The organism is Romboutsia sp. Marseille-P6047 (assembly GCF_900604535.1).
In the GTDB taxonomy this organism is placed as follows: Bacteria; Bacillota; Clostridia; order Peptostreptococcales; family Peptostreptococcaceae; genus Romboutsia_E.
Window position 1 is genome coordinate 20,378 of the sequence record NZ_UWOT01000006.1, and the last position, 14,417, is coordinate 34,794.

11 protein-coding genes and 1 pseudogene are annotated in these 14,417 nt (G+C 27.1%); 4 read left to right on the forward strand and 8 right to left on the reverse strand.

Features of this window, described 5'->3' with window-relative positions; genetic code table 11:
- The first annotated feature begins 146 nt into the window (after positions 1 to 146).
- Positions 147 to 347, forward strand: a complete 201-nt coding sequence (locus EIH23_RS07665; RefSeq protein WP_122639640.1) for a hypothetical protein — start codon at positions 147 to 149, stop codon at positions 345 to 347.
- A 48-nt stretch (positions 348 to 395) separates the two neighbouring features.
- Here the strand turns inward: EIH23_RS07665 and ymfI are convergent, their stop codons facing one another.
- On the reverse strand, positions 396 to 1,133 hold the full coding sequence (gene ymfI, locus EIH23_RS07670) for an elongation factor P 5-aminopentanone reductase (RefSeq protein ID WP_122639641.1): 738 nt from the start codon (positions 1,131 to 1,133) through the stop codon (positions 396 to 398).
- A gap of 261 nt (positions 1,134 to 1,394) precedes the next feature.
- Between ymfI and EIH23_RS07675 the strand changes: the two genes are divergently transcribed.
- Positions 1,395 to 2,594, forward strand: a complete 1,200-nt coding sequence (locus tag EIH23_RS07675) for a cation:proton antiporter (RefSeq protein WP_122639642.1) — start codon at positions 1,395 to 1,397, stop codon at positions 2,592 to 2,594.
- A 628-nt stretch (positions 2,595 to 3,222) separates the two neighbouring features.
- Positions 3,223 to 3,435 carry a hypothetical protein gene (locus EIH23_RS07680; RefSeq protein ID WP_122639643.1) on the forward strand — a complete coding sequence of 71 codons (213 nt, stop codon included), beginning with the start codon at positions 3,223 to 3,225 and terminating at the stop codon, positions 3,433 to 3,435.
- 51 nt (positions 3,436 to 3,486) lie between these two features.
- Here EIH23_RS07680 and EIH23_RS07685 read toward each other — a convergent pair whose 3' ends face one another.
- The 6 genes and pseudogenes from EIH23_RS07685 to pxpB form a co-directional block, all read right to left on the reverse strand.
- Entirely contained in the window at positions 3,487 to 4,755 is a 1,269-nt protein-coding gene (locus EIH23_RS07685) for an Nramp family divalent metal transporter (RefSeq protein ID WP_122639644.1), read from the reverse strand.
- 21 nt (positions 4,756 to 4,776) lie between these two features.
- A complete protein-coding gene (locus EIH23_RS07690) occupies positions 4,777 to 5,550 on the reverse strand; it encodes a LamB/YcsF family protein (protein ID WP_122639645.1) in 774 nt (257 codons plus the stop codon).
- Positions 5,551 to 5,581: 31 nt separating this feature from the next.
- Complete coding sequence (locus tag EIH23_RS07695) at positions 5,582 to 6,922, reverse strand: acetyl-CoA carboxylase biotin carboxylase subunit (RefSeq protein WP_122639647.1); 1,341 nt, start codon at positions 6,920 to 6,922, stop codon at positions 5,582 to 5,584.
- A gap of 17 nt (positions 6,923 to 6,939) precedes the next feature.
- The gene (locus EIH23_RS07700) at positions 6,940 to 7,359 is read right to left on the reverse strand and encodes an acetyl-CoA carboxylase biotin carboxyl carrier protein (RefSeq protein WP_122639649.1); all 420 of its coding nucleotides are present in this window, start codon (positions 7,357 to 7,359) and stop codon (positions 6,940 to 6,942) included.
- Positions 7,349 to 8,377, reverse strand: a complete 1,029-nt coding sequence (locus EIH23_RS07705) for a biotin-dependent carboxyltransferase family protein (RefSeq protein ID WP_122639651.1) — start codon at positions 8,375 to 8,377, stop codon at positions 7,349 to 7,351. The genes EIH23_RS07700 and EIH23_RS07705 overlap by 11 nt, the downstream gene beginning before the upstream one ends.
- Positions 8,378 to 8,379: 2 nt before the next feature.
- A pseudogene (gene pxpB, locus EIH23_RS07710) lies at positions 8,380 to 9,096 on the reverse strand (5-oxoprolinase subunit PxpB).
- Positions 9,097 to 9,489: 393 nt separating this feature from the next.
- Here pxpB and EIH23_RS07715 point away from each other — a divergent pair.
- Positions 9,490 to 9,900 (forward strand): hypothetical protein, encoded by a 411-nt coding sequence (locus EIH23_RS07715; RefSeq protein WP_122639652.1) that lies wholly within the window; start codon positions 9,490 to 9,492, stop codon positions 9,898 to 9,900.
- 61 nt (positions 9,901 to 9,961) lie between these two features.
- Here EIH23_RS07715 and EIH23_RS07720 read toward each other — a convergent pair whose 3' ends face one another.
- The gene (locus tag EIH23_RS07720) at positions 9,962 to 14,305 is read right to left on the reverse strand and encodes a 2-hydroxyacyl-CoA dehydratase (RefSeq protein WP_122639654.1); all 4,344 of its coding nucleotides are present in this window, start codon (positions 14,303 to 14,305) and stop codon (positions 9,962 to 9,964) included.
- Positions 14,306 to 14,417 lie beyond the last annotated feature (112 nt).

Here is a 14,417-nt window from a genome sequence, read left to right on the forward strand (position 1 = left end):
AGATAAGTAATTATCTACTACTAATATAGTAACCATATTGTATTAAATTATTCAAAATAAAGTTTTATTTTCTTGAATATATATTTTATTAAAATATAAACCTAATTTATAGATATATAATTTTATATAATATAAAGGAGGATAAAATGAAAAAAATAAAAGATATGGATACAATGACTGAAGAACTTGTATTAAATAAATATGACGATCAAAGTAAACAAATAAAAGATGCTTTAGATATTGAAGAAAGCACTGATAGTGAAACCACAGATATAGTAGGATTTAGAGTTATAAATAGCAATAATCCATATCCTGAAGGTAAAAAAGTTGATGATATAAATGAATAAATAAGTAAAAGGATGAGATAGCATTTACAAACTCATCCTTTTACTTATTTATATTATAAATCCACCATTAGGACTTATTACTTGACCCGTAATAAAGTCTCCACCTTCATTTGCTAAAAATAATGCACATCTTGCGATATCTTCAGGAGTTCCAAGTCTCATAAGAGGTGTTTCTTCTTTTAGCATATCTAAAGTATCATCACTTATATTATTTAACATATCTGTTTTTATTACACCAGGTGCTATACAGTTAACTGTTATATTAGAAGGTCCAAGTTCTTTAGCTAAAGCTTTTGACATCCCGATTAATGCTGCTTTAGAAGCTGAATAATGAACTTCATATGCACCACCTGCTATCCCCCAGATAGATGATATATTTATTATTTTACCACTCATCTCAGGTATCATATATTGTAATGCTTTTTTAGTTGTATAAAATACACTATTTAAATTTACATTCATGACTTCGTTCCATTCTTCATAAGTAATATCTGTAAATAAATTTGTTTTACTTATACCTGCATTATTGATTAAAACATCTATTTTTTCAAATTGGCCTATACAATAATTTACCAATGAATTAACTTCAATTATATTAGAAACATCAGCTTTAAAAATTCTAACTGAATATCCTTTATCGTTAAGTTCATTATATAAATTTTTAGCTTCTTCTTCTGATTTATTATAGTTTATTATCACATTATAGTTATTTTCTGCAAAAGTTTTTGCAATAGCTCTTCCGATACCTCTTGAAGCTCCTGTAATTAATACTGTCTTTTTATTCATATATATCCTCCTATGTATTAATTTATAAGTACTTATAAAGTTTATTATATCAAAATAATATATTTTTTTATATTTAAACATTTTATTTAAAAATATTATTTTTAGAGTAACTATATGTAATTTATTTAAGTAAGATAAAGTATATAATGATTTATTTATTGCTAAATCAAGTTGACAAAGTTAACTCACATAACTAGACTAACTATTAAAGATGTTTCCAACCGATATTAATATTATGTGAGAAAAAGGGGATGGGTTTAAATGCTGTCATATAATTTTTTATTAGACTTAGCTCTAATACTGTTAAGTACAAAGGTACTTGGAATAATAACAAAAAAGTTCCAAATGCCTCAAGTGGTTGGTGCACTACTGGCAGGGTTAATACTTGGGCCAGCTATGTTTAATGTATTAAGTGAAACAGATTTTATAATACAATTATCAGAATTAGGTGTTATTGTTTTGATGTTTTGCGCAGGTCTTGAATCAGATTTACAAGAACTTAAGAGTACTGGAAAAGCTTCATTTATAATAGCTTCACTTGGTGTTGTAATTCCTCTATTAGGAGGATTTTTATTTGCTCACTTCTTTAGAATTCCAGAATTATATAACGAAACTAGCGGTAGTATTATTTTGCAAAATATATTTATAGGAATAATATTAACTGCAACTTCAGTTAGTATTACGGTAGAAACATTGAAAGAAATGGGTAAATTAAATACACAAGCAGGTACAGCTATACTAGGAGCTGCAATTATAGACGATATATTGGGAATTATAGCTCTAACTATTGTAACTAGCTTAAAAGATACATCAATAAGTATAGGTTTAGTTCTTTTTAAAATAATTGTGTTCTTTATTTTTGTAGGGGTAGTAGGATTTATAGCTTATAAAGTATTTAAGGCTTGGTCAAGATATGAAAACAGAGATAGAAGAAGGTTTATAATAGCATCTTTTGTATTTTGTTTATTATTATCTTATATATCAGAAGAAGTATTTGGTGTTGCTGATATAACAGGAGCTTTTATTGCAGGTTTAGTTCTATCTAATATTGATAGAAAAGAGTTTATATCGAATAGATTAAATATAGTTTCATATGCTTTATTATCTCCTGTATTTTTTGCAAGTATAGGACTTAAAGTAGTATTACCTAAAATGGATTTAAATGTCATATTATTTGCAGTAATTTTAACTATAATTGCTATTATCACTAAAATAATTGGTGCAGGTATTGGAGCTAAATTATGTAAGTTCTCTAATAAGGAATCTATTCAAATAGGTATCGGTATGGTATCTAGAGGTGAGGTTGCACTTATAGTAGCAAGCAAAGGTGCTGCAATAGGGTTAATATCAACATCTATGTTAGGTCCCGTTATAATTGTTGTCGTAGCCACTACAATTATTTCTCCTATATTATTAAAATTTGCTTTTTTAAACATAAAGAAAAGTCTGTTACAACAATAAGGGCTGGTAGATAATGCACTACTAGCCTTTACTTATTATTTTATAAAAGTTAATCATGTCTATAAAATATCTATTATCTACCTATATTCCTTAAATACTATCACATATTCTTAGTAAACAAATATTATAATTGTATCTAGTATATATTTTATATTGAATATTAGTTTTTATTTTTAATTTATATAAAAGTGCCAATTTTAGTTATGCAAACATTTGTTCTTTTTTGTTATATATGCAATTTAATCTAAGATATAAGATTAAATTAAGTATAAATTGGAAATAATCTCTGTACATAAAGCTTTGGAGGTTATATTTTATGCTTGATATAATAAAGTCTAATATAAATTTAGGTAATTATAAGCTATTACAAACAAAGTCAAATAAAATTGTAATTTTAATATTAAATATGATTACACAAGATGTATTTATATAAATAAAATAAAAAATAAGATTTATATAAATGTAGATAAGGTTTTTGATAATTATATTAAATATAAAGGTATTGAAAGAATGCTTATATCGCAAAAGATATTTAATAAAATAGAAGACAGTATAGAGTATATTCAAAATAACATAATAAATTAAATAGTATAAAGTATATAATACTACTTTCAAGGAGGTAGTATAAATGAAAATCGGATATATAGGGTATTTTTATCTAGCTGTTATTTGTTCATTAATAAATGTTACAGGTTTTAGACCCTTGATTATTTCGTTTGGAATAGTTTTTGCTTGTAAAATACTTCAATATAATAAGGCTTGTGCAAAAATACTTATTATCGAAAATATTTTATGCTCAATAATTGGTATTTTCGTAGATCTTATATTTTTAATGTCTTAATATATAATAAAGGACTTACTATATTTAAGTAAGCCTTTTATTATATTGTTATTAAAATAATCCTTTCAATGCTGTTATAAACGATAATAATGAACGATAGCTTATTACTAAAGTTACACCTAATATAAATATACCTAAAACATTATTCCATAATTTATTCTTATACTTTCCTAAATCTTTATGATTTAATACTAATATTAAAAACAATGCTATTATAGGAAGTATTACAGCATTTGCAGCTTGTGCTATAAGTATTAATTCTGTAGGGCTTGATGACATTCCTAAAGCACTTAATATTATACCCACACCAAGAACTACCATCCATATAGATTTAAACTTCATACTCTTCATGTCTTTTTTATATCCAAGAGCACCTGCTGTAGCAAATGCAGCAGATAGTGGAGATGTTATTGTAGAAGTGAAACCAGCTGCAAATAAACCTATACCAAAGAACCATTTTGCCCAAGAACCTAATAATGGTTCTAATTGCTGCGCCATAACTGCTCCACTATCTATATCTATACCACTACCATAAAAAGAAGCTGATGCTGATATTATAACAGCCATAGATATTAATCCACCTAATCCAATAGATAAAACTGTATCTATTCTAGCATTTTTTATATCTTCTACATTTTTCCATCTTTCTGATACAGTAGAAGCATGTAAAAATAAATTATAGGGAACTACAGTTGTACCTATAAGACCAACTATTGTTAACCAATCATTAGTACCTGCTCTAGGGATGAACAATCCTTTTATGATTGATCCTAAGTCAGGCTTTGATACTATTGCCGTAGTAAAGAAAGTAACACTCATAACTAATACTAAGCCAATTAACATCTTTTCTATTTTTTTATAATTACCTGACCATAAAAGTACAAATGCTATTAGTCCTAAAATTGGAGCCCAAATTGTGTTTGGTATTGATGGCATTAATGTAGATAAACCTATTGAACCACCAACTAAGTTTCCAGTTTCATAGGCTATATTACCTATGAATATTGCAACTATTACTATAAATATAGCAATTACTTTAAGAGTTTTATTTGATATTTTCTCTCTTATATTCTCACCAAGACCTTTTTGAGTTACGATTCCAAGCCGAGCAGCCATTTCTTGAAATATGATAGTAGCTATTGTAGAAAATAGCATTGCCCACAACAAAGTATACCCACTACTTGCACCGGATTTTGTAGCGGTAGTTATCGTTCCCGGTCCGATAAATCCTGCTGCTATTAAGGCTCCTGGGCCAATATTTTTTAATCTTTCTTTTAATATACTTTCTTTTTTTATATTATTTTCTTTTAGTGCTTCCATATAAAAACTCCCTTCTTCTTTTTAAATTTTTACAATGTCATCTAATGGTGCTATTTTTATATTTTCATTCTCTAATTTATTTTTTATAGTCTTAACAAACTCTAATGCCTTAATGCTATCTCCATGAACACATATTGAATCAACTTCAATATCTATGTATTTACCAGTTATAGTCTTGACTCTTTTATTCTTTATCATTTCTATAACTCTGGATACAGCTAAACTTTCATCAGCTATGAGGGCACCATCCTTACTCCTATCGACTAAGGAACCATTATCTTCATAAGCTCTATCTGCAAAAACTTCTCTAGCATACCTAATTCCTATATCATTTGCAGCTTTAATCATTTGGCTATTAGAAAGTCCTAATAAAATAATCTCTTTATCAAATTCGTATATAGATTCACAGATACTTTTTGCAAGGTCATAGTCAACAGCTGCCATATTATAAAATGCACCATGTGGTTTAATATGAGATAACTTTATATTTTTACATTTACAAAATGAATAAAGTGCACCTAATTGATACTTTATATATGCTTTAGCTTCATCTAAAGATATATTCATATTTCTTCTTCCGAAACCTAACAAATCAGGATAACCTGGGTGAGCTCCTATAGATACATTATTTTTTTTAGCTAAATCTACTGTTTTTTCCATAACTAATGGATCTGATGCATGAAATCCACAAGCTATATTAGCTGATGATATATACTTTATTACGTCTTCGTCTAAACCTAATTGATATTTTCCGAAGCTTTCTCCTAAGTCACAATTTAAATCAACTTTTAACATTTTTATACCTCATTATAATTAGTATTTTATATTATGATAATAGATCTTCTATAAATCCAGTATTTGCTCTACCTTCTATATAAATCTTGTTATTCATAATTGAATATTGAAAATTTGCATTTGTTTCTATTCCGTTTATAACCAACTCATCCAATGAGACTTTCATTTTTTCGATAGCTTCGTCTCTATCATTTCCTAGTACTATAATCTTTGCAATCATGGAATCATAACAGGATGGTAACTCATATCCACAATATATTGATGTATCAATTCTTACTCCATTACCGCCAGGAAGATGAAGTGTATTTATTCTTCCAGGAGAGGGAATAAAGTTTTTTGATGGATCCTCGGCATTTATTCTACATTCTATTGCATGACCATTAATATTAATATTATCTTGAGTGTAAGATAGTTTATATCCGTAAGCAATTTTAATTTGTTCTTTGATTAAATCTATGCCTGTAACCATTTCTGTAACAGGATGTTCTACTTGAATTCTAGTATTCATTTCTATAAAATAAAAATTCAACTCATTATCTACTAAGAACTCTACAGTACCTGCATTTTCATAATTAACAGCTTTTGCAGCTTTAACAGCATACTCTCCTAATGTTGTTCTTAAGTTTTCGTTAATAATAGGCGAAGGGGACTCTTCAATCATCTTTTGATGCATTCTTTGTATAGAACAGTCTCTTTCTCCGAGATGAATAACATTATTATATTGATCGGCTAGTATTTGTATTTCTATATGTCTTGGATTTTTTATGTATTTTTCTATATACATTGTGTCATCATTAAATGCATTTAATGATTCTCTTTGAGCTAAGTTAAATAATTTATTAAAATCACTTTCTAACTCAACTACTCTCATCCCCTTTCCTCCTCCTCCGGAAGAAGCTTTTATAATGACTGGGTATCCTATTTTATCTGCGACTTTCTTTCCATCTTCGCTTTTATATATTGGTATTTCACTTCCAGGTATAACCGGAATCCCTGCACTAATCATTGTATTTCTAGCTTGAGATTTATTCCCCATACAGTCTATTACCTTACTATCTGGACCTATAAATTTTATATTATTGTCTTTACATAAACTTACAAAAGAACTATTTTCAGATAAAAATCCAAATCCTGGATGTATTGCATCGCAATTCGTAACTAAAGCAGAACTTATAATTTTGTTCATATCTAAATAACTTTCTTTAGGACTTGCTGGGCCAATACAAATCTTTTCGTCAGCTAATTCTACATGAAGAGAGTTTACATCTGCCTCAGAGTAAATAGCAACAGTTTTTATTTTTAAAGTTTTACAAGCTCTTATTATTCGAACTGCAATTTCTCCTCTATTTGCAATTAGTATTTTATTAAACATAGTTAAATCTCCAATATCTAAATTAGTTTAATTTTAAATAATACTTGACTGTATTCTACAGTTTCATTATTTTCTATCAAAATATCTTCTATTATTCCGTCAACATTACTTGTAACTTCATTCATAACCTTCATTGCTTCTATTATTCCTAAAACTTGATTTTTACTAATTTTATCTCCTATTGAGACAAAGGCATCTTCATTTTCAGATGGTGATTTGTAAAATGTACCGACTAAAGGTGATTTTATATATTCATAGTTAGTATTATTGTTTTCAATTAAAGATTTGCTTAATTGTCTATCTTCTTTAAGTATTTGATTTGTATTTTCGTATTTTTTCTCTAATTCTATTTTCATATCTCCTTCTTTGTAAGTGAATTTTGTTAAAGAAGATGTTCCTATTACATTTATTAATTCTAATAATTTATCATATTCCATTATTTAATCTCCCCTTAATTAGTAACTTTTCTATTTTTATTGATGTAACTCTTGGGTTTAAAATTTCAACACAAGGCTTATTTATTTGCTTCCTTATCTCTTCAAATTTAAAATATTCTTCTTTATATAAGACTTGAGCTTCTTCTAAAGATATTTGTTTGAAGTTTATGATATCTCCAGTTTTACATTGAGCTAATTTGCATATATCAACCGATATAACTGTTCCTATTTTGGTATATCCACCAGTTGTTTGTCTATCTGTTAGCATTATTATAGGTTTACCATGAGATGGAACTTGTATAGATCCTAGTACTATTCCATCTGAAATTATATCAGCTTGTTTTTTATGCTCTATTTCGGGACCATTAAGTCTACAACCCATTCTATCGAACTCTTTTGTAACTTTATATGTAGATGATAAAAATGTATTTAATCCTTCATTTGTAAATGCATCATCTTGCGGACCTAATATTACCCTTAAAATAACCTTATTGCCGTAGGTTTCATTATTAATAATATTTTTTGATGCAAAATTAGGTATGTATTCTTTAGGTGATTTAAATTTAATAAAATCACCTTTTTTTAATGTCCTACCATTATATCCACCTATCGAACACTTTACATTTGTAGATTTACTCCCCATAATAGTCGGTATATCAAGCCCACCAGAAAAACTTATGTAAGATCTAGCTCCATCAATAGCACTTTCAAAAGATAATATATCTCCTTTTTTTACTACTATAGCCTTATTCATATCTACTTTAATTTCATTTAACTTAGGCTGTAGATTACCACCGGTAATCGCAATAATATTATTTTTAGTAAATTCTAAAATAGGACCAACTAAAGTTACTTCTAAGCATGCCTCATTATCTTTATTATTAACTAACATATTAGCTATCTTAAGTGAGTTTTTATCCATTGCACCACATACCGAAAATCCAAGATCTTGATATCCTATTCTTCCAAGGTCTTGTACTGTGGTATATAATCCTCCTTCTCTTATTATGATTCCCAATGTTAAGCACTCCTTTCAAGTATCTTCAATTCGTATTTACCTTTATTAGCTAAATTTTCTATTTCATAAAATTCGTCTTTATCTATTGGTATGAATTTAATATAATCTCCAGCTTTATATAATATAGTATCTTCTCTATTTATATCATATAGTTTTAAAGGTGTTCTACCGATGATTCTCCATCCCCCAGGAGAAACTAATGGATATATACCGGTTTGCTCTCCACCGATTCCTACTGATCCTACTTCTAAATTTAATCTTGGAGTATTTAATCTTGGAGTATTTAATTTTTTATTCATTCCTCCTAAATAAGCAAATCCAGGTAAAAAACCTAACATATAAATTAAGTATTCTTTCTCGCTATGAAGCTTAATAACTTCATCTAAAGAAAGATTTGTATAATCTCCAACAAATTCTAAATCGACACCAAAATCTTTATCATAGCAAACTGGTATTTCTATAATTCTTTTGTTATTGTTTTTTTATATCTAATTTTTTATATAGGTTGGATAATATATCTTTAATTTCATAAAATACAATTTTAAAGGATCATAATAAACTAGTAACGATCTAAATGATGGTACAGTTTCAATAATTCCATTAATATTAGAATCTTTTATTATATTATTAAAAACTATTATTTTATTATTTATTTCAGCATTGATTTCATTTCCAAACTCAACTGATATAGCACAATCACCAACTGTTAAAAATCTCATAAGTAAATCCCTCCTTTTTTAGATGCGCACCGGTTTAAGAATTTTCTAAATATTCTTTTTATAAATTGTACATCAATAAATAAAATTGCAATAAATTTTATAGAACTTGCAATTTTAAGATTATATAAAAACAAAGCATATAAAGTTAGTATGAATTTGCAACTATATAACTATATTTTACTATGATAAATAAATTAGCATTTTAAAAACACTGTTTTTTTTGACTTAATATCTGAAATAAGCTTCAATTATTTGTTTATTAAGCATATATTAACCTTTATATGATTATTATTTTTTTAATAAAGATTATTTTTTAGCATATGATGAAAGTAGGACTATAAGGTGATACAATTATATTGAAATATAAGAATTATTTTAAAAGGAGGCAAACTTATGATATATACTCCAAGATACATATTTAATTCTGACTTAGAAAAGACGATTTGCACTTGTGGTGACTCGAAAAAATACAGAGTGTTATTTACACACTCCAATTCAATAGAGAAAGATATTACTAGTACATTAGTAGGATTATCAAGTCAAATAATAGCAGTATGCTCTAAATGTGGGCGAATATATAAATTTGAATTAAAGTACAATCCAAATCTACAAGATAAAGCTGAAATAAAAAACGTAGTAGAAATAAAAAAAGATATATCAGATGTTAGAGACGAAATTAAATTAAATTATAAATCTTATGAAGAGATGTTTTCTTTTAGATCTGAAGAGTTTTATATAAAGATAATTAACGAAAAGTATGATGACTATAAAAAGTTTACCGAGTTTATGTATATAGAAAAATAATTTATGTTATTCTATATAGGCGTGTATATAAATACTAATGTATTTATATACACGCCTTTTATTAATTGTTAACTTTAACATTATCAAGATTAATTTTATACATTTTTTTATCATTAAAATCTGAATATTTTTCACTTAAATCTAAATTACTATTATTTGTAATATCAATACTCTTAAAAGCCTTAGAAAGCATTAATTTTATTCTATTTAATTGATTAACCTCACTTGCTGAAGGGTCATAATCTATAGGTATTATATTTACATCATTATATAATCTCTTTAATTCTTTTATAGGTCCTTTACCAACAATATGGTTTGGCAAACATCCAAATGGTTGCATACATATTATATTATTAATTCCTTCATGTATAAGCTCTATCATTTCTCCTGTAAGTAGCCATCCCTCTCCCGTTTGATTTCCAATAGATACTACGGAACTTGTATTTTCAGCAATAACTTTAATATGTTCTGGAGGTGAGAATCGCGTGCTCTTTTTTAGTTCATTTTTATATACATTTTGATATATATCTACAATTTTAATAAATAAATTTCCAAGTAGCTTATTCTTATATCTACCTTCTAAATATTCATTTTTATAGTTAGTATTATAAGCACATGTTAAAAAGAAGTTAGTTAAATCTGGTACAATAGCTTCAGCACCTTCAGATTCTATTATATCAACTAAATTATTATTTGCTATAGGGTGAAACTTAACAAGTATCTCTCCTACTAATCCAACTTTAGGTTTTAGCATGTCTACTACTTCTAAATTATCAAATTCATAAACTATATTTTTAATATTTTCTTTAAATTTAGATATTTTACAATCTATTAAGGCATCTTTACAGATATCCATCCACTTATTAAATAATTGATTAGCACTTCCTTTATATTTTTCATAGGGTCTTACTCTATAAAGAACTTTCATCAATAAATCACCATAGATACAAGCCATAAATAAACGATTTATTAGCTTAGGAGTTATTTTTTTAGCTATATTTATACCATCTAATCCGCTAACATTAAGCGATATTACTGGTATATCTTTAAAACCAGCATCTTTAATTGCTTTTCTTAAAAAACCAATATAATTAGTTGCACGACATCCTCCACCTGTTTGTGTTATAGCGACTGAGGTAGTATTTAAATCATACTTACCTGATTTCAAGGCTTTTACTAATTGACCAATAGTAATAATAGCTGGATAGCAAGCATCATTATTTACATATTTTAGACCTTCTTCTATAATCTCTTTATTTGTGTCTTTTAGAACCTCTAAATTTATACCACTTAGATTAATTGCTTTTTCGAATAAATCAAAATGTATAGGTGCCATCTGAGGTACTAATATGGTATTTCTTAAAGGATCTTTAGGACTTCTTTTATATTCAGTTATTTTTGATTCTAATGAGATAGAATTATTTAAATCTCTCTCTTTAATAGCAGCCTTTAAAGAACGAAGTCTTATTTTTACAGCACCTAAATTATTACCTTCATCTATTTTTACTAAAGTATATATTTTTCCTTTTTGTTGTAATATTTCTTGAACTTGATCTGTAGTCACAGCATCTATCCCACATCCAAAGGAATTTAATTGAACTAATTCTAAGTAAGTTTTATCTTTTATAAAATCAGCTGCTTTATATAATCTAGAATGATATACCCATTGATCTACAACCCTTAGAGGTCTTTTTAAATTCGATAAATGGCAGATTGAATCTTCTGTAAGTACTGCCATATCTAAAGAATTTATTAATTCTGGTATACCATGGTTTATTTCAGGGTCTATATGATATGGTCTTCCACATAATACAATACCCTTTTTATTGTTTTCTTCTAAGTACTTTAAGCATTCTAAACCTTTATATTGGATATCACTTTTAAAGTTTTCTTGTTCTATACTTGCTTTATCTACTGCATTAGATATTTCAGATTTATTAATATTAAACTTATGATATAATTCATCATAAAGGACTTTTTTTAGTTTTTTCTTATTATTAATAGTTACAAATGGATTCATGAAATTTATATTATTAGATTTTAAGCTTTCCATATTATTTTTTATAACTTCAGAGTAAGAAGTAACTACAGGACAATTGAAATGATTATCGCTATATTTATCTTCTGAAGTTTCATATACAACTGATGGATAAAATATATTTTTTATATTTTTTTCAATTAGATTTTCAATATGGCCATGAACCATTTTAGCAGGATAACAAACACTTTCTGATGCAATTGAGCTTATACCCTTTTCATAAACGCTTTTTGAAGATCTGTTAGATAAAACAACCCTAAAGCCTAGTTCACTAAAAAATGTAAACCAAAATGGGTAATCCTCATATATATTGAGGGATCTAGGTATACCTATTTCACCACGATATGCTTTTTCTATATTTAGTGGTTTATATTCAAATACTCTATTGTATTTATAGTTAAACAAATTAATTACATTTTTTGAGTCTGTATGTTTTGTATTTTTTTTATTAATAATTAGTTCCCCTTTTTCACATCTGTTACCAGATACATATATGTCCTTATTATTAAATTCATTTACAGTTAACAAGCATTTATTTGAACAACCATTACATCTTTTTACATACGATTCAAATTTTAAATTATCTATATCACTTTCTTTAATTAAAGTAGTTTTATAGCCGTCAATATATTGATTTTTAGATATTAATGCTGAACCAAACGCTCCCATAAGTCCGCATATATTAGGTCTTATAACATGATGATTTATAAGCTTCTCAAATGCTCTTAATACTAAATCATTATAAAAAGTACCACCTTGGACAACTATATTTTCACCAATTTCAGATATATTGTGTAATTTGATCACTTTAAATAAAGCATTTTTTATAATAGAATAAGAAAGTCCAGCAGATATATCAGATACACTTGCACCTTCTTTTTGTGCTTGCTTTACTTTAGAGTTCATAAATACCGTACACTTAGAGCCTAAATCTATGGGAGTTTTAGAGTAGATGCCTTTTTTAGAAAATTCTTTTATATCCATAGATAATGATTGAGCAAAGGTTTCTAAGAATGAACCACAGCCTGCAGAGCATGCTTCATTTAAAATAATACTGTCAATAACACCGTTTTTTATTTTTAAGCATTTCATGTCTTGTCCGCCTATATCTAATATGAAATCTACATTTTGATTAAAGTATTTAGCTGCTTTATAGTGTGCTATAGTTTCTATTTCACCTATGTCTATACTAAGAGCTTTTTTTATAAATCCTTCTCCATAACCAGTAACAGTAGAGTTAACGATTTTACTATTAGGAGTAAGCTTAGAGTAAATATCCTTTAATATATATATAACTGAATCTAATGGCTTTCCTTCATTACTTTTATAGTATGTATATAATATATTGCAATCATCATCAATCAAAGTTGCTTTAGTAGTTGTAGAACCTGCATCAATACCTAAGTAGCAATTTCCAGAGTGTTCATTTATATTTTTATATTTTACTTTATTGCTATTATCGTGTATTTTTATAAAATTTATATATTCCTCTTCATTTAAAAACAAAGGTTGTAAAGTGTCTGTATTTGAAGTTATATTTTCTTGTGATTTATCTATTTCTAAAAGTAGTGTTTTTAAATCTATACTATCTTCTTTTTCAGATAACAATGCCGCTCCAATTGCAACATATAGCTGAGCATTATTTGGAAATATTATATTTTCATCTTTTAAGTTTAGATTGTTTTTAAATGCTTCTCTTAGCTGTGATAAAAAATATAATGGACCTCCTAAAAAAGCTATATTACCCTTTATTTGTCTTCCACATGATAATACACTTACTGTTTGAACCACAACTGCATTAAAAATACTCATAGCGATATCACTTTTATTAGCCCCATCATTAATAAGTGGTTGTATATCTGTTTTAGCAAAAACACCACATCGAGATGCTATTGGATAAATTACAGCATAGCCTTTTGCAAGTTCATTTAAACCTTTAGCATCAGTTTTTAATAGTGACGCCATTTGATCAATAAAGGCACCAGTTCCTCCGGCACAAATACCATTCATTCTTTGGTCTATTCCACCGGTTAAATAGGTTATTTTTGCATCTTCTCCTCCAAGTTCTATAACAACATCAGCTTCTGGGTTAAAAGTTTCAATTGCTTTTGTACTAGCTATGACTTCTTGCACAAACTCTATTTTAATTTCTTTTGCTATATTTATTCCTCCAGAACCAGTCATTAATATACGTGCTCTTATATTCCCTAATTCATCATAGATATTATTAATTACTTTTCTTACTGATTTTTTTACATCAGAATAATGTCTAGTATATTCTTTATAAATTATATCTCTATTTTTTAAAACAACTACTTTAACTGTAGTGGAACCTATATCAATACCAATATTGTAAACATTGTTCATAGTCATTCCCCCATATTACATAAATACCATTATATAATATATATACTCTTGAAAATTATAAATAATGTGATAATTTTTAAATACAAATTAAAGAGGAATAAATCCAAATTAG